The organism is Streptomyces sp. NPDC013455, from assembly GCF_040632975.1.
Lineage (GTDB): Bacteria > Actinomycetota > Actinomycetes > Streptomycetales > Streptomycetaceae > Streptomyces.
Window position 1 is genome coordinate 46,202 of record NZ_JBEYCX010000002.1, and the last position, 14,151, is coordinate 60,352.

General features: G+C 72.3%; 19 protein-coding genes. 12 read left to right on the top strand and 7 right to left on the bottom strand.

Features of this window, described 5'->3' with window-relative positions; genetic code table 11:
* The first annotated feature begins 132 nt into the window (after positions 1-132).
* Positions 133-519, top strand: coding sequence for a hypothetical protein (locus tag ABZ576_RS04290; protein ID WP_360735627.1), 387 nt, complete (start codon positions 133-135; stop codon positions 517-519).
* Positions 516-770 (top strand): hypothetical protein, encoded by a 255-nt coding sequence (locus ABZ576_RS04295; protein ID WP_360735629.1) that lies wholly within the window; start codon positions 516-518, stop codon positions 768-770. The genes ABZ576_RS04290 and ABZ576_RS04295 overlap by 4 nt, the downstream gene beginning before the upstream one ends.
* A 102-nt stretch (positions 771-872) precedes the next feature.
* On the opposite strand, the gene ABZ576_RS04300 is transcribed toward ABZ576_RS04295, so the two are convergent.
* The 4 genes from ABZ576_RS04300 to ABZ576_RS04315 form a co-directional block, all read right to left on the bottom strand.
* Positions 873-1,160: a DUF1416 domain-containing protein gene (locus tag ABZ576_RS04300; RefSeq protein WP_009189358.1), complete on the bottom strand. Its 288-nt coding sequence runs from the start codon at positions 1,158-1,160 to the stop codon at positions 873-875.
* A 44-nt stretch (positions 1,161-1,204) separates the two neighbouring features.
* Positions 1,205-2,050, bottom strand: coding sequence for a sulfurtransferase (locus ABZ576_RS04305; protein WP_360735631.1), 846 nt, complete (start codon positions 2,048-2,050; stop codon positions 1,205-1,207).
* Positions 2,051-2,179: 129 nt separating this feature from the next.
* Positions 2,180-2,260 (bottom strand): Ms5788A family Cys-rich leader peptide, encoded by an 81-nt coding sequence (locus ABZ576_RS04310; protein WP_350751515.1) that lies wholly within the window; start codon positions 2,258-2,260, stop codon positions 2,180-2,182.
* A 204-nt stretch (positions 2,261-2,464) separates the two neighbouring features.
* Entirely contained in the window at positions 2,465-3,202 is a 738-nt protein-coding gene (locus tag ABZ576_RS04315; protein ID WP_360735633.1) for a DUF2993 domain-containing protein, read from the bottom strand.
* 91 nt (positions 3,203-3,293) lie between these two features.
* Between ABZ576_RS04315 and ABZ576_RS04320 the strand changes: the two genes are divergently transcribed.
* Positions 3,294-3,596, top strand: a complete 303-nt coding sequence (locus tag ABZ576_RS04320) for a DUF3099 domain-containing protein (RefSeq protein WP_360736624.1) — start codon at positions 3,294-3,296, stop codon at positions 3,594-3,596.
* Positions 3,597-3,658: 62 nt separating this feature from the next.
* On the opposite strand, the gene ABZ576_RS04325 is transcribed toward ABZ576_RS04320, so the two are convergent.
* On the bottom strand, positions 3,659-4,021 hold the full coding sequence (locus tag ABZ576_RS04325; RefSeq protein WP_360735635.1) for a DsrE family protein: 363 nt from the start codon (positions 4,019-4,021) through the stop codon (positions 3,659-3,661).
* A 236-nt stretch (positions 4,022-4,257) separates the two neighbouring features.
* Between ABZ576_RS04325 and ABZ576_RS04330 the strand changes: the two genes are divergently transcribed.
* The 3 genes from ABZ576_RS04330 to ABZ576_RS04340 are packed head-to-tail and all read left to right on the top strand — an operon-like array spanning position 4,258 to position 6,262.
* A complete protein-coding gene (locus tag ABZ576_RS04330; RefSeq protein ID WP_360735637.1) occupies positions 4,258-4,833 on the top strand; it encodes an FABP family protein in 576 nt (191 codons plus the stop codon).
* A 16-nt stretch (positions 4,834-4,849) separates the two neighbouring features.
* Positions 4,850-5,287: a Fur family transcriptional regulator gene (locus ABZ576_RS04335; protein WP_360735639.1), complete on the top strand. Its 438-nt coding sequence runs from the start codon at positions 4,850-4,852 to the stop codon at positions 5,285-5,287.
* Between the two features lie 9 nt (positions 5,288-5,296).
* Positions 5,297-6,262 carry a folate-binding protein gene (locus tag ABZ576_RS04340; protein WP_360735641.1) on the top strand — a complete coding sequence of 322 codons (966 nt, stop codon included), beginning with the start codon at positions 5,297-5,299 and terminating at the stop codon, positions 6,260-6,262.
* A gap of 129 nt (positions 6,263-6,391) precedes the next feature.
* Here the strand turns inward: ABZ576_RS04340 and dtd are convergent, their stop codons facing one another.
* Positions 6,392-6,817, bottom strand: coding sequence for a D-aminoacyl-tRNA deacylase (gene dtd, locus ABZ576_RS04345; protein WP_360735643.1), 426 nt, complete (start codon positions 6,815-6,817; stop codon positions 6,392-6,394).
* A gap of 158 nt (positions 6,818-6,975) precedes the next feature.
* On the opposite strand from dtd, the gene ABZ576_RS04350 reads away from it, so the two are divergent.
* Positions 6,976-7,608, top strand: a complete 633-nt coding sequence (locus ABZ576_RS04350) for an aerial mycelium formation protein (RefSeq protein WP_360735645.1) — start codon at positions 6,976-6,978, stop codon at positions 7,606-7,608.
* A 418-nt stretch (positions 7,609-8,026) separates the two neighbouring features.
* Complete coding sequence (locus tag ABZ576_RS04355; RefSeq protein ID WP_360735647.1) at positions 8,027-8,941, top strand: winged helix-turn-helix domain-containing protein; 915 nt, start codon at positions 8,027-8,029, stop codon at positions 8,939-8,941.
* On the opposite strand, the gene ABZ576_RS04360 is transcribed toward ABZ576_RS04355, so the two are convergent.
* Entirely contained in the window at positions 8,936-9,124 is a 189-nt protein-coding gene (locus ABZ576_RS04360; protein WP_360735649.1) for a hypothetical protein, read from the bottom strand. The genes ABZ576_RS04355 and ABZ576_RS04360 overlap by 6 nt on opposite strands.
* Before the next feature lie 130 nt (positions 9,125-9,254).
* On the opposite strand from ABZ576_RS04360, the gene ABZ576_RS04365 reads away from it, so the two are divergent.
* From ABZ576_RS04365 to ABZ576_RS04380, 4 genes are all read left to right on the top strand, one after another.
* Entirely contained in the window at positions 9,255-10,136 is an 882-nt protein-coding gene (locus ABZ576_RS04365; protein ID WP_360735651.1) for a winged helix-turn-helix domain-containing protein, read from the top strand.
* Positions 10,136-10,885: an HAD-IA family hydrolase gene (locus ABZ576_RS04370; RefSeq protein WP_360735653.1), complete on the top strand. Its 750-nt coding sequence runs from the start codon at positions 10,136-10,138 to the stop codon at positions 10,883-10,885. Before ABZ576_RS04365 ends, ABZ576_RS04370 begins: the two co-directional genes overlap by 1 nt.
* 464 nt (positions 10,886-11,349) lie before the next feature.
* Positions 11,350-13,509 carry an aminoglycoside phosphotransferase family protein gene (locus tag ABZ576_RS04375; protein WP_360735655.1) on the top strand — a complete coding sequence of 720 codons (2,160 nt, stop codon included), beginning with the start codon at positions 11,350-11,352 and terminating at the stop codon, positions 13,507-13,509.
* Positions 13,510-13,518: 9 nt separating this feature from the next.
* Positions 13,519-14,130, top strand: a complete 612-nt coding sequence (locus ABZ576_RS04380) for a TetR family transcriptional regulator (RefSeq protein WP_360735657.1) — start codon at positions 13,519-13,521, stop codon at positions 14,128-14,130.
* Positions 14,131-14,151: the final 21 nt, after the last annotated feature.

Here is a 14,151-nt window from a genome sequence, read left to right on the forward strand (position 1 = left end):
CCCACCGTTGAAGTTGGGCCTCTCAACAGCAAAAACGCCCTTTCCGTGCGCCATGCTCATAAGCACCGCGAACACGCAGCGTAATCCTGTGTTTGCGGTGCGCACAGGCGTTCTCTGAAAGGAGCTGGCCGCATGAGCCACGAGCCGGGACACCTGCTCTACGACCCCGCCACCGACAAGGTCGGCGAGTACCGGGACAGAGCCGGTCCCTACGTGATGCTGCGGCCCGTCGGCGGTGGCATGGAGTGGCAGGCCGATCCGGCGGCGGTGCGTCCGGCCACGGACCGGGAGCGGCTCGGGGCGGGCGTGCGGGCCGCCAACCACCGCACCAGGGCCCTGCCGTCGCTGCCGCCGCCGCTGGACGAGGCGAGCCGGCCGCCGCGTCCCGTGCCCGGCTGTGCCGCCTGCCTGGAGCTGGCGGAGCGGTGGGAGGCGGCGCGGGTGGCGTACGACCGCAGCGCGGAGAGCGACGTGAAGGTCCTGCTGCGTCAGCACCAGCGGACGGAGCACCGCGCATGACGGCCGCGGAGAACGCGAGGCCCCGGGAGGAGGGGGCCTTGTGGCTGGGCTACGCGGTTCCGCCGTTCCATCCCGCGTACGCGCCCGCCGCCGACCCCGCACCTGCCCCCGTCGTCCCTGCTCCTCGGCCCCGCCCCCGCCGCAGGCGCCGGATGCCCGACGGTGCGGCCGTCAGCGGGCTGCTCGTCGCCCTTTGCGTCGCCGCGCTGCTCGCGGCGGTCGGGCTGGCGGCCGTACGGACGCGATGCTGATCAGGCCCCGTACACAGCCTGAGGGCCGCACCCCCACTGGCGTCCAACCCAGGGGTGCGGCCCTCCGGCTCGTCACTGAGCCCGTACGGACCTGCGGTCGGCTCAGACCGCGATGGCGACCTCGGCGAGCCCGCCCTTCTGGGCGACCACCGTACGGTCGGCCGTGCCGCCCGGCACCAGGGCACGGACGGTCCAGGTGCCCTCGGCCGCGTAGAAGCGGAACTGGCCGGTCGCGGAGGTGGGGACCTCCGCGGTGAACTCGCCGGTCGAGTCCAGGAGACGGACGTAGCCCGTCACCGGCTCGCCGTCGCGGGTCACCTGGCCCTGGATCGTGGTCTCACCGGGCTTGATCGTCGAGGCGTCCGGGCCGCCGGCCTTCGCTCCACACATGTCTCTCTCCAGAGGGGTCTGACCAGAAGGTCGGTCGGGATGGGTTACTTGCCGGCGCCGAGCTCGATCGGCACGCCGACGAGGGAGCCGTACTCGGTCCAGGAGCCGTCGTAGTTCTTGACGTTCTCCACACCGAGCAGCTCGTGCAGCACGAACCAGGTCAGGGCCGAGCGCTCACCGATGCGGCAGTAGGCGATCGTGTCCTTGGCGAGGTCGACGTTCTCCTCGGCGTAGAGGGCCTTCAGGTCCTCGTCCGACTTGAAGGTGCCGTCGTCGTTGGCGTTCTTCGACCACGGGATGTTCTTCGCGGTCGGGACGTGGCCCGGACGCTGCGACTGCTCCTGCGGCAGGTGCGCCGGGGCGAGCAGCTTGCCGGAGAACTCGTCGGGCGAACGGACGTCGACCAGGTTCTGCGCGCCGATCGCGGCCACGACGTCGTCGCGGAAGGCGCGGATCGAGGTGTCCTGCGGCTTGGCCTTGTACTCGGTCTTCGCGCGCTCGGGGACCTCGTCGCCGGCGACCAGCTCGCGGGCGTCGAGCTCCCACTTCTTGCGGCCGCCGTCGAGGAGCTTGACGTTCTCGTGGCCGTAGAGCTTGAAGTACCAGTAGGCGTACGACGCGAACCAGTTGTTGTTGCCGCCGTACAGGATCACCGTGTGGTCGTTGGCGATGCCCTTCTCCGACAGGAGCTTCTCGAAGCCGGCCTGGTCCACGAAGTCACGGCGCACCGGGTCCTGGAGGTCCTTGGTCCAGTCGATGCGGATCGCGTTCTTGATGTGGTTCTTCTCGTAGGCGGACGTGTCCTCGTCCACCTCCACGATCGCGATGGTCGGGTCGTCCAGGTGCTCCTGGAGCCAGTCGGCGTCGACCAGGACGTCGCTGCGGCTCATGCTCTTTCTCCTCCGGGGCAGTTGCGGCGGGATGTGCGAGTGGCTACGGGGGCGCGCTCGAGGCCCGAGCGGCACACGGGGGCCCTGACGGCAGGGCGGGGTGGAACGCGGGAGCCGGTGGCTTTCCGCTCAGAAGGGGCGACAGAGCATGGCGGCGACGCGGCACAGGTCGACTGCCCGCCGCTTCGTGAGATCCGCCTGTCGCTTCATGGGCTCGATCGTAGGGACGTCCGGGCGGGCGTGTCACCGGTGTGTCACATCGCGAGACGCGATCGTCCGGATGCTGGGATGAGAAAAGCGCCCGGGTGCCCCTCTCGGGGCCTCCGGGCGCTCGGGCGGGCCGGTGCACCTACGCTGCGGACGAGGGCGTCTCGTCAGGCGGACACCCCGCGTCCACGGCGGACGTCCCGGTGCCTACCCCGCGAGCCTGACGTCCGAACCCTTCACGCTGATCTCCACGCCGTCCGGCGCGGCCTGCACCTTGTCCAGCTTGATGCCCCCGGGCAGCTGGTCGATGACCTGCTGGAAGTCGGTGATCGTGCGGATGCGGTCCTCGGCGATCGCGGCGGCGCCCAGCTTGGGCAGGGAGTCCGCGTGCACCTGCACCTTGTCGTTCTCCACGGCCACCGTGGAGAGCACGGACACCGTCTGCTTGAGCCCGAGGGACGCCACGGTGCCCTCCACCGCCACCTTGATCTTCCCGTTCCCGCCGTCGGAGAGGCCGACGACCCGGGCGGTCACCCCGGGGGCCACCTCGGTGGGCTCGGCCTTGGCGGTCTTCAGCAGCTCGGCGTACGAGATCGTCGCCGTACCGGTCGCGGTCGCCGCGGTGGCCGAGCTGTAGTCGCCGGAGAACTCGACGCCCTTCATGTCGGCCTTCAGGTCGTCGATCCGGATGGTCTGGCCGGGCTTGCCGGTGGCCGCCTCGTAGTCCTCGATGCCGACCTCGACGTCGTCCAGCGAGCCGCCCGCGACCTGGGTGAGGAACGGGAAGCCCTTGATGTCCACGTCCGGGGTCGAGGAGAGGTTCTCCGTCGCCTTCAGCTTGTCCGCGGCCTCCCCCTCCGCGAAGTGCACGGCGACCCGGTCCGCGATCACGAAGAGTCCGCCCAGGATCACGACGATGATCAGGAGTATTCGCAGGGCGCGCATGTGGTGTTTCCCCCGGGTCGGCTGTGGTGTGCGGAGTGGGTCCCCATACGCCACGGTAACCCCCTGGGGTCCGGCCGGTCGGCGATTGTGGATCAGTTGTGACAGGGCCCGCCGGTCCTACCCTGTACGTGTGTACGCCCGGCGACGGCACGTCTACTTCGCCATGATGGGGACCTGCATCGGTCTCTTCGTCCTGGCCTGGGGGGTCGTGCGCCTGTGGTCCGTGCCGGCGGCCGTCGGCATGTGCGTCGTCGCCATGGTCATCCCGCCCGTCGCCGCGATGATCGCCAACCGGCGGGGCCCGGACGACCGCTGGTGGGACGACCCCTCCGGCGACCCGCAGTCCGACGAGTGGTGGGACGAGCTGGACGGCAAGAAGCGCCCGCGGCCGTAGGCCCCCGCCGAGGGCGGGCGGACCGCGCCCGCTCCGCCCCCCCAGCCGCCGGCCGGCCGAGCTCAGTACACGAGGGCCTGGGTGTCGTCGGCCAGGGACTCCTGGACGAAGACCTGCGCACCCGCGATCCGTACGCCCTCGATGACGTCCTTCTCGGTGATCTCCCGGCGGGCGGCGCACTGCGTGCACAGCGTGATGCGGCCCGCCGCGAGGACCGACTCGATCAGGTCCGGCAGCGGAGCGGCGTGCGGCAGCTCGAACTCGGCGGCCCGGCCCGGCAGCGCGAACCAGGACGACTCCCCGGTCAGCCACAGCGAGACCTCGACCCCGCTGGCCACGGCCACCGCCGCCACCGTGAACGCCTGCGAGCAGCGCTCGGGGGCGTCCGCCCCGGCCGTCACCTTGATCACGAGCTTCTTCGCCATGCGGGCAGCGTAGCCTTCGCGGGCGCCGCCCCTCGCACGGAACGCGTCACCCCGGCCGCGTAAGCTGGGCTCCGGCTCTGTCGTCCGCCCACCCCCGCCCAAGGAGCTCCCGTGGAGATCTTCTTCGAAACCCTGCTGGTCCTGGTCTGCGTCGGCGTGCTCGCCTTCGCCGGTCTGACCGTGAAGAAGCTGTACCAGGGCCAGCGCTGACCCACCCTTCAGGAAAGCTGCCGCTCATGATCGAGATCCCGTCCGACCTCCACAAGGACCTTGTCCCGCTCGCCTTCCTGCTCGGCAACTGGGCCGGCGCGGGCGTGCACGACTTCCCCGGCTCGGAGAAGTGCAACTTCGGGCAGGAGGTCAGCTTCACCCACGACGGCCGGGACTTCCTGGAGTACCACTCCCGCACCTGGGTGCTGGACGCGGACGGCAACAAGGTGCGCCCGCTGGAGACGGAGTCGGGCTTCTGGCGGATCGACGCCGACCGCAAGGTCGAGGTCACGATGACCCGCGACGACGGTGTCATCGAGATCTGGTACGGCGAGATGGCCGACAAGAAGCCGCAGATCGACCTGGTGACGGACGCCGTCGCCCGGACGCCCGCCTCCCGGCCCTACAGCGGCGGCAAGCGGCTGTACGGCTACGTGAAGAGCGACCTCATGTGGGTGGGCGAGAAGCAGACCCCCGAGGTGCCGCTGCGCCCCTACATGTCGGCCCAGCTGAAGAAGGTCGTCACCCCCGAGGACGTCGAGCGCTGGGCCAAGGCCCTCCCGGACGACATGCCGGACGACGGCATCGCCTTCTTCAAGTAGTCCTAGACTTTGCGGTGTGGTGAGCACCGACTGGAAGAGCGACCTCAGGCAGCGCGGCTACCGGCTGACGCCGCAGCGGCAACTCGTGCTCGAAGCCGTGGACACCCTGGAGCACGCGACCCCCGACGACATCCTCAGCGAAGTGAGGAAGACGGCGTCGGGGGTCAACATTTCCACCGTCTACCGGACGCTGGAGCTGCTGGAGGAGCTGGGCCTGGTCAGCCACGCCCACCTCGGCCACGGTGCGCCCACGTACCACCTCGCCGACCGCCACCACCATCTGCACCTGGTGTGCCGCGACTGCGAGAGCGTGATCGAGGCGGACGTCGCGGTGGCGTCCGAGTTCACGGCCAAACTGCGGCAGCAGTTCGGCTTCGACACCGACATGAAGCACTTCGCGATCTTCGGCCGCTGCGCGGACTGTTCCCTGAAGGGTTCAAATACCACGTCGTAGGCTTGCCGTATGAAGAGCCCCCTGCTGTCCCTGCCCGGCGCCGTCCCAGCCGAGGGCGTGGACGAAGGCGTCGCCGCCCACTACGGCGACCTGTTCCGCGAGCAGCGCGCCCTCGCCGAGGGCACCGGTTTCGTCGATCTGTCGCACCGCGGTGTGATCACCGTCAGCGGTGAGGACCGGCTGAGCTGGCTGCACCTGCTGCTCACCCAGCACGTCAGCGAACTGCCCGCGGGCGAGGCCACCGAGGCCCTGATCCTGTCCGCGCACGGGCACATCGAGCACGCGCTCTACCTGGTGGACGACGGTACGACCGTCTGGGCCCACGTGGAGCCCGGCACCCAGGACGCGCTGATCGCGTACCTGGAGTCGATGAAGTTCTTCTACCGGGTCGAGGTCGCCGACCGCACCGGTGACACCGCCGTGGTCCACCTGCCCGCCGGCTCGATCGCCGAGGCGCCGGCCGGGGTCGTCGTACGCGAGACGGCGTACGGGCGGGACCTGTTCCTGCCGCGTGCCGGGCTGGAGGAGTTCGCCGCCGCGCACGGGCCCGCCGTCGGGCTCCTCGCCCACGAGGCGCTGCGCGTCGAGCACCACCGCCCCCGCCTCGGCTTCGAGACCGACCACCGCACCATCCCGCACGAGCTGGGCTGGATCGGCACGGCGGTCCACCTCCAGAAGGGCTGCTACCGCGGCCAGGAGACGGTCGCCCGGGTCCAGAACCTGGGCAAGCCGCCGCGCCGGCTGGTCTTCCTGCACCTGGACGGCAGCGAGGTCCACCTGCCGGCCCCGGGCACCGAGCTCCGGCTCGCGGACGAGGGCCCCGAGGGCCGCAAGATCGGTTTCGTGACGACGTCGGTACGCCATCACGAGCTGGGCCCGGTGGCCCTGGCCCTGGTGAAGCGGAACGTCCCGGTCGACGCGCGCCTGCTGGCCGGCGGGACGGCGGCGGCCCAGGAGGTCGTGGTCGAGCCGTAGGCCGTGATCGAGCCCTAGGCCAGGCCCGGGGCAGGGTCTTTCGTTTGGGTCAGGTCGGCTGAAAGGGACTGCGCTTCTCGGCCGAGCCGAGCAGGCCCCACGACGCCGGGTTGATCCAAACGACAGGCCTCAGACCTCCACCAGCACCGTGAACGGCCCGTCGTTCGTGAGTGACACCCTCATGCGGGCGCCGAAGCGGCCCGTCGCGACCGTCGCGCCCAGGGCGCGCAGCTGCGTGACGACCTCGTCGACCAGGGGTTCGGCCACGTCTCCGGGGGCCGCCGCGTTCCAGGTCGGGCGGCGGCCCTTGCGGGCGTCGCCGTACAGGGTGAACTGGCTGATCACCAGGAGCGGGGCGCCGACGTCGCTGCACGACTTCTCGTCGTGCAGCATCCGCAGGGTCCACAGTTTGCGGGCCAGCTGGGCCGCCTTCTCCTTGGTGTCCTCGTGGGTCACCCCGACCAGGACGCACAGCCCCTCGCCCTCGATCGCGCCGACCGTCTCGCCGTCCACGACGACGCTCGCGCCGTCCACCCTCTGCACCACCGCACGCATGCGGACCATCATGCCCGGTGCTCCGTGCTCGTCCGCAGGGGGCCCAATATGGATCCGTTACCCCCCATCTAGGGCCGTTCGGGGGCACTCGGTCACATAGCGGCCAGCAGGGGTGGCACGATGCTTCCACACGCCGGTCGAGGGGACGGTCAGCAGCAATGAGCACACCGAGTACCAGCGGGCGGCTGGGAGCGCAGGGGACGCACCGGCCGCCCGCGCAGCGCGCCGACGCTCCGGCGGGCCCGGGGCTGCCGGGGGAGCCGTGCCCGGGCGCTCCGGGCGGGGGGTACCTCCAGCCGCCCGAACTGGCCCGGCTGAGCCTGCCCGAGCTGCGCAACGTACGCCGTGACGCCCAGCGGGACGAGGCGGACCTCAGCTATGTGCGGCGGCTGCTCCAGGGCCGGATCGACATCCTGCGGGCGGAGCTGGGCCGGCGGGGCCGGGCGTCGGTGCCGGCGCCGGTGGACGGCTCCGTGGTCGACCGGCTCCCGGAGATCCTCAAGGACGCCCCGGCCCGGCAGCGCTCCTCGGCCCGGCACGTCACGCTCGGCACCCCGCACAACGAGGAGTACCGGCAGCTGGCCGCCGACATGCTCGCGGAGGTCGAGCTGTCGGATCTGACGGCGCGCACCGATCCGGAGCTGACCGCCGCCATGGGGCGGCTGGTCCGCTACGAGCAGGAGGTCTCGCGCCGCCGCCAGCTGCTGCAGCGCACGGCCGACGACTGCAGCGGGGAGATCGCGCGCCGGTACCGGGTGGGCGAGGCGCAGGTCGACGACCTGCTGACGTGAGCGGCGGGGGCGTACGAGCGGGCGTCGAAGAGGGCGCCGCCCCCGTGAGGCCGACGCCCTGATGTTCGCCCGGGTGGTCGCGCCGCCCGGACGTCACGCGGTCGCTCCCGTCTCCCGAGGACGTGCTGACTGTGCATCCGTAGCGAGCTGTTCAGTTGTGGCTGTGCGCTGTCCGTATGCAGATGTCGCTGTTCGGTTGTGGCTGTGCGGGATGTTCAGTTGTGACTGTGCGTTCCGGTGACCGTCCCCTGTCCGGGCTCCCGGCTCCCCTCCGGAAGGGAGCCCGGTCGGCCAACCACTGGGAAGCTCGACCATGTCGTACGAGTTGGCTGCCAACTCACCTTACTTATCTCCGTGGAAAGCCGTCTCATAACCAGCCGTCGCGGAACTGCCCCAAGTTGGCGGGAAGTTGTACCGTTTGATCGTGGACCCGGAGCACGCCTCCGCCAGTGGGCGGACGAGGCCCCAGCGGCCCCGCTCGTCCCACCGCGAGATCGCCGACGAGCTGCGCAGCCGGATCAGATCCGGCGTGCTGCGGCCGGGTGAGCGCATGCCCACCCAGGCCAAGCTGGCCGACGAGTTCGGTGTCGAGCGCGGTGCCGTGCGGCAGGCGCTGCGGATCCTGCAGTCGGAACGCCTGCTGACCGGTGTCTCCAGGGGCAGCCCCGCCATCGTGGCGGCGGTGGCTGGTCCCGTGCGCCCGCCGGCCGGCCCGGCGGCCCCGCCGCAGCCCACCATGGTGGGCCTCGTCCCGCGTGTCGCCGCCGCCTTCGCCGTCCCGCACGTGCGGATCGACGCGCTCTGCCTGACCTCGGTCTCGCTCACGCTGGCGATCGGCGACCCGCTGCGGCAGATCCACGCGGGACGGCTGAAACCGGCCAAGATCGACGTCCGGCTGCTGCTGCCCAGCCGGGACATCGACCTCGCCTTCCCGACCCCGGTGGACGCCGACGACGGCGGTCTGCTGCACCGCCGCTGGCTGGCCCAGCGCAACGCCCAGGGCCTGGTGCTGCGGCAGAACCTGCTGGCGCTGTGCACCACGCACGGGATCGACGTTCGGGTCTCCTTCCGAGCGCTGCCGTTCACCCCGCCGGTGAAGCTGTACCTGCTCAACGGCGCCGAAGCGCTGTTCGCGTACTACACGCTGGGCCGCCGGGAGCGGGAGATCGGGCACGAGCACATGGAGCTGTACGACGCCGACGGCACCCGGTCGATGCTGTTCGCCTTCGAGCAGCGGGCCGGGCGGCGGGACGCCACGTTCGTGGAGCAGTCGCGGCTGTGGTTCGACGCGCTGTGGGAGACGATCAGTTCGGACCTGGTGCTGACGCTATAGCGCGGGGCCGGCGAGGAGCAGCGCGAGCAGGACCGCGCCGGCGGAGCCGACGGCCGGGCTCTTGGCCTTGACGCCGACGGTGAGCAGCAGCAGGCCGAGGATGCCGGCGGCGCCGAAGCGCGACTGCACGAGCTGCTCGAAGCCGAAGACGAGGAGGGCGGAGAGGAGCGCGAGGACAGGCATGGACGTTCCCCCTTTCGGTCTGCCAACTCGACCAAGTTGGCGACCAACTTTGATTAAGTTGTCCCCACTTGGTGGCCGTTCACAAACAACTTCCGAACAACTGCCCGCAGATGGAGGTGGGTTGTAGCGTTTGGTCGTGACCCAGGAGAACGTGGCAGTGAACGGCAGCAGAAGGCTCTCGGCCCGCGAGATCGCCGACATCCTGCGCGAGCGCATCCGGACCGGAGCCCTGCGGGCCGGCGAGCGGCTGCCCACCCAGTCCGTGCTCGCCGAGGAGTTCGGCGTGGAGCGAGGCGCCGTGCGCCAGGCCCTCCGGGTGCTCCAGGACGACGGGCTGCTCAGCGACGTGACCAAGGGCAGCCCGCCCCGCGTCGCCGGGCCGGCGCCCGCGCGCGAGGATCCGCAGCCGACCATGGTGGCCCTCGCCCCCCGGCTGACCGAGGCGTTCTCCGCGCCGCACGTGCGCATCGACGCCGTGTGCCTGACCGCGCAGAGCCTGATCCCCGCCCTCGGCGAGCCGCTGCGCCTGATCCACGAGGGACGCATCCGCCCGGAGCGGATCGACACCCGCATCCTGCTCCCGTCCCGGGACATCAACCTCGCCTTCCCGGTCTCGGTCGACGCCGGCAGCGACGACGACGCCGTCCACCGGCGCTGGCTGGCCATGCGCAACGCCCAGGGCCAGGTGCTCCAGTACAACCTGCAGGCCCTGCGAGGCACCCACGACATCGACGTCCACGTCAGCTTCAGGGCCCTGCCGTTCACCCCGCCGGCGAAGCTGTACCTGCTCAACGGCGCGGAGGCGCTGCACGCGTACTACATGGTCACGCGCCGCGAGGAGCCCACCGAGAGCGGCAGGACGCTGGAGATGTACGACACCCTCGGCTCCGAATCCCTGCTGTTCTCCTTCGAGAGGCGGGCCGGGCAGCGGGACGCGGCGTTCGTGGAGCAGTCGCAGAAGTGGTTCGACGCCCTCTGGGAAACCATCTCCACGGACCTGACACTCTCCTAGTGACTTCTGATGCGACTTCTGGTGCGACGCCTGTTGCCGGTGAGATCGAGAAGCTTCGGGAACTGATCACATCGGCCCGTTTCGTGCTGTGGGACTTCGACGGGCCGATCTGCCGGCTGTTCGCCCGGCACCGGGCCGAGCGGGTGGCCGCCGACCTGGTCGACTGGCTGGAGCGGCAGGGGCTGCGCGGGCTGCTCAGCCAGGCCGAACGCGAGACGCTGGACCCACAGGTCGTCCTGCGTGCCGTCGGCCGCCGCCGGCCGGGCAGCGACCTGGTCGCCGGGCTGGAGGAACGGCTCACCCAGGAGGAGCTGCGGGCCGCCGCGTCCGCGCTGCCCACCGCCTACGCCGATCCGGTGATCCGCACCTGGACGGCCGTCGGCGCCCGGCTGGCCGTCACCACGAACAACTCGCCCCGCGCCGCCCGCGCCTACCTCGAATCCCGGGGCCTCACCGGCTGCTTCGCCCCGCACCTGTACGGCCGCACCGAGCACCTGCACCACCTCAAGCCGCACCCGCACTGCCTCCACCGCGCCCTGAACGCCATGGGCGCCGCCCCCGCCGCCGCCCTGATGATCGGCGACTCGCCCTCGGACCTGACCGCGGCCCGGGAGGCCGGGGTGCCGTTCCTGGGCTACGCGCACAACGAGCGGAAGGAGAAGGACCTGCGCGCGGCGGGCGCCGGGCACGTCGTACGGTCGCTGGAGCCGATGCTGGGTCTTCTCCGCAGCGGGCGCCCGCTGCGCTAGCATCCGGCAACCCCGAGGGACTCGCCGAGGTGCACCGCCGGCCTGCGGGGAGCGCCCGTCGGTGGTGCGTCTTGGGGGATGACAGGGGCGGGGGCGCGGGCCGCTCGGCGCGGTTCGCTCCGCGGCGTGCGTTACGATCCGCATCGACCGAGTCACCGCTCGGATCCGTGCATACTCGTGCGCGAGGAACCCGGCAACGAGCCGGTCCTCGGCCGTCGGCCCGGCACAGACGAGTGGCGGACCACCCGCCCGGCTGCTCCCCTGCCGTGTGCCCGTCGTCGGCCACCACCCGGGAACGGCGTGGCCCCGGACGTGTCGTCCGAGGTGTCCGCGGACGTCGTCCCGGGCCCGGCCCTTCCCTTTCCACTTCCACGCGATCGACCACGGAGCGGCCAGTGGGCGCACCGCCTGTTCCCCGCGCCGCGGCCGGGGGACACGCCGGCAGAGTTCGGACGGACGCCGCCGTGCGGGCGTTCGTGGCCCGCGCCGTGGCGGCGGGAGGGGCGCCGGCCGGCTTCCACCACCGCAACCACGTCGTCGCGTTGACCGAGCCGGTGGCCGGGCTGCTCGGCCGGACGCCCGGCACGCTGGTCACCGTACGGGTGGCCCGCCCCGAGGCGGTGCCGATGGTGATCCGGACCTGGCGGAGCGAGCCGGAGATCCTGCGGGCGGTGCGCAGGGTGCTGCCGCGGGTGCCGGAGTGCCTGGCCGAGGGTCCCGGGTACGCCGTCCACAGCTATGTGGACGGACAGGTGCTGGCCGACGTCTGTCCCCCCGGCGAACCGGTCGACGGGCCGCTGCTGAAGGACCTGGCGGAGCTGCTCGCCGCCGTCGTCCAGGTCCGCGGCGGCGCCCTGCCGCCCCTGCCGGCCCACTGGCCGCGCAACCACACCGACTCGCAGGGCTTCCTGCGCACCCTGGCCCACCTGGCCGACCAGCAGGTCCGGCGGCCCCACCGCAGCCGCTACGGCGGGCTGTTCACGGCCCTCGGCGTGCCCGAGGACGCCCTGCTGCGGTTCGCCGACCGGGTGCCGGCGCTGACCCGGCGGCCGTACGGTCTGCTCCACGGCGACCTGCACCGCGGCAACCTGGTCCGGCCGGCCGCCGGTGACGTGCCGCTGCACTGCGTGGACTGGGAACTGGCCAGCTACGGCGACCCGTTGCACGACCTCGCCGTCCACCTGGTGCGGATGCGCTACCCGGACCACCAGCGCCGTGCGGCCGTCACCGCCTGGGCCGAGGCCGTGCACCGGGTGCGGCCCGCGGCCACGGCCGGCCTCTCCCGGGACCTGCGGCACTACCTCGCGTTCGAGCACGCCCAGTCCCTGTACGCCGCCGTCGTCCGGGCCGCGCGCTCGCTGGAGGAGGGCTTCGACCAGCAGCGCCTGGACGCGGCGGCGGCCACCGTCCGCGCCGCCCTGTGCGCGGCCGCCGGCCCGCTGCGGCTGGGCCGGGTGCCCGAGCCGCGGGAGATCGAGCGGATCCTGTTCCGGCGGGCGGCGTCCGGTGCCGTGCCCCGGCGGGCCGCGGGGGCGCGGGCCATCGGCTGGACCCCGGACCGGCGGGTCCCCGAGCACCCCGACTTCCCGCACTCCGCGGTCGCCGACGCGCTGTTCCTGGAGGGGGCCGCCCCGGCCGGCCGGGTCTTCAAGGGCGCCACGCACCTCAACACCGTGCTCCGGGTGCCCGGCACCGCGTTCCCCGTCGTCGTCCGCCGGGAGGCCGCCGTCGTCGTGCGGCGCGAGACGGGCTTCCTCAGCGAGCACGCCGTGCTGCGGGCGATCGAGCGGTCCGGGGTGCCGGTGGCCGCCCCCCGGGTGCTGGCGCTGGGCACCAGCCACGCGACCGACCCCGCCCACCGGTACGGCGGTGACGTCTTCACCGTCCACACCTACGAGGGCGCCCGCGACCTCGGCCGCCGCCCCGACCACCCGGTGCACGGGCTCCGGCCGCACGAGGCCGACTGCCTGGTGGACCAGCTGGCCGCGCTGACCGAGGTCGACTACACCCCGACCGACCCGGTGGCCGGCGGGCCCGGCTTCCACGACTGGCTCAGCGACCAGCTGGTGGCGCTCGTCGCCGGCCTGCCGCGGGAGTCCCGGCAGCTGGCCCGTTTCCTCGGGCTGCCCGACGCGCCCCGGCTGCGCGAGATCCTCGCCCGGCACCGGGTCACCGAGCGCGACCCGGCCCTGCTGCACGGCGACCTCAACCCCTGGAACCTGGTGCGCGGCGACGACGGCCGGCCGCTCACCCTGATCGACTGGGAGATGGCGCTGGTCGGCGACCCGCTGTACGAGCTGGTCCGGCACATGCACCTGACCCCGACCCGCCCGGAGATCCGGGACCGCATGTTCCGCCGCTGGGAGACCCGGCTGGACCCGCGCTTCACCAGGGGCTGGCGGGAGGACTGGCGGGTGTACCGCTGGATCGAGATCGTCCGCTCGGCCTACGTCGACCTGGACCGCCTGGTCACCGGGGCCGGCCTGGACGCCCCGAACGTGCGGCGCGCGGTGGACTCGTACGCGATGACCCTGGCCGCCGCCACCGCCTCCCTGGGCCTGTCGTCCCGGCGGCCGGGCAGCCCGCACCCGGCCTGGCCGACCGGTCCCGGCGGGGCTGCGTAGGCTCGCCCCATGGGCGAGATGGGTCTGCGCGAGCGCAAGAAGCAGCGGATGTACCAGGACGTGTCGGACATCGCCGTACGGCTGTTCCTGGAGCGGGGCTTCGACGCGGTGTCCGTGGCGGAGGTCGCCGCCGCGGCCGGGATCTCCAAGCCCACCCTGTTCAGGTACTTCCCGGCCAAGGAGGACCTGGTCCTGCACCGGATCGCGGACCACGAGGCGGAGGCCGCGAGGGTGGTCGCCGGGGCCGCCGACCCGGTGGACGCGCTGCGCCGGCACTTCCTCGCCGGTCTGGAGCGGCGCGATCCGGTCACCGGACTGAACGACCACCCCGAGGTGCTCGCCTTCCACAGGCTGCTCTACGGCACGCCGGCCCTGGTGGCACGGGCGTACGCGCACCTGGAGCGTTCGGAGGCGGCGCTCGCCGAGGCGCTCGGCGGGGGGCTGGAGGCGCGGCTGGCCGCGGGGCAGCTCATCACCGTCCAGCGGATCCTCGCCCAGGAGAACTGGCGGCGGGTGGCCGCGGGGGAGGCGGTCGAGGACGTGGCGCCGGACGCGCAGCGGGCGGCGGAACGGGCGTTCGGGCGGCTGGCGGCGGGGCTGCCGGAGCTGAGCCAAAGCTGAGACTCGGTTAAAAATGTGACT

What these genes read in the sequence shown, in the direction of transcription:
- ABZ576_RS04290 (WP_360735627.1), top strand. Translation starts at nt 133, where the DNA reads ATGAGCCACGAGCCGGGACACCTGCTCTACGACCCCGCCACCGACAAG.
- ABZ576_RS04295 (WP_360735629.1), top strand. Translation starts at nt 516, where the DNA reads ATGACGGCCGCGGAGAACGCGAGGCCCCGGGAGGAGGGGGCCTTGTGG.
- ABZ576_RS04300 (WP_009189358.1), bottom strand. Translation starts at nt 1,160, where the DNA reads ATGTGTGGAGCGAAGGCCGGCGGCCCGGACGCCTCGACGATCAAGCCC.
- ABZ576_RS04305 (WP_360735631.1), bottom strand. Translation starts at nt 2,050, where the DNA reads ATGAGCCGCAGCGACGTCCTGGTCGACGCCGACTGGCTCCAGGAGCAC.
- ABZ576_RS04310 (WP_350751515.1), bottom strand. Translation starts at nt 2,260, where the DNA reads ATGAAGCGACAGGCGGATCTCACGAAGCGGCGGGCAGTCGACCTGTGC.
- ABZ576_RS04315 (WP_360735633.1), bottom strand. Translation starts at nt 3,202, where the DNA reads ATGCGCGCCCTGCGAATACTCCTGATCATCGTCGTGATCCTGGGCGGA.
- ABZ576_RS04325 (WP_360735635.1), bottom strand. Translation starts at nt 4,021, where the DNA reads ATGGCGAAGAAGCTCGTGATCAAGGTGACGGCCGGGGCGGACGCCCCC.
- ABZ576_RS04330 (WP_360735637.1), top strand. Translation starts at nt 4,258, where the DNA reads ATGATCGAGATCCCGTCCGACCTCCACAAGGACCTTGTCCCGCTCGCC.
- ABZ576_RS04340 (WP_360735641.1), top strand. Translation starts at nt 5,297, where the DNA reads ATGAAGAGCCCCCTGCTGTCCCTGCCCGGCGCCGTCCCAGCCGAGGGC.
- dtd (WP_360735643.1), bottom strand. Translation starts at nt 6,817, where the DNA reads ATGCGTGCGGTGGTGCAGAGGGTGGACGGCGCGAGCGTCGTCGTGGAC.
- ABZ576_RS04350 (WP_360735645.1), top strand. Translation starts at nt 6,976, where the DNA reads ATGAGCACACCGAGTACCAGCGGGCGGCTGGGAGCGCAGGGGACGCAC.
- ABZ576_RS04360 (WP_360735649.1), bottom strand. Translation starts at nt 9,124, where the DNA reads ATGCCTGTCCTCGCGCTCCTCTCCGCCCTCCTCGTCTTCGGCTTCGAG.
- ABZ576_RS04380 (WP_360735657.1), top strand. Translation starts at nt 13,519, where the DNA reads ATGGGCGAGATGGGTCTGCGCGAGCGCAAGAAGCAGCGGATGTACCAG.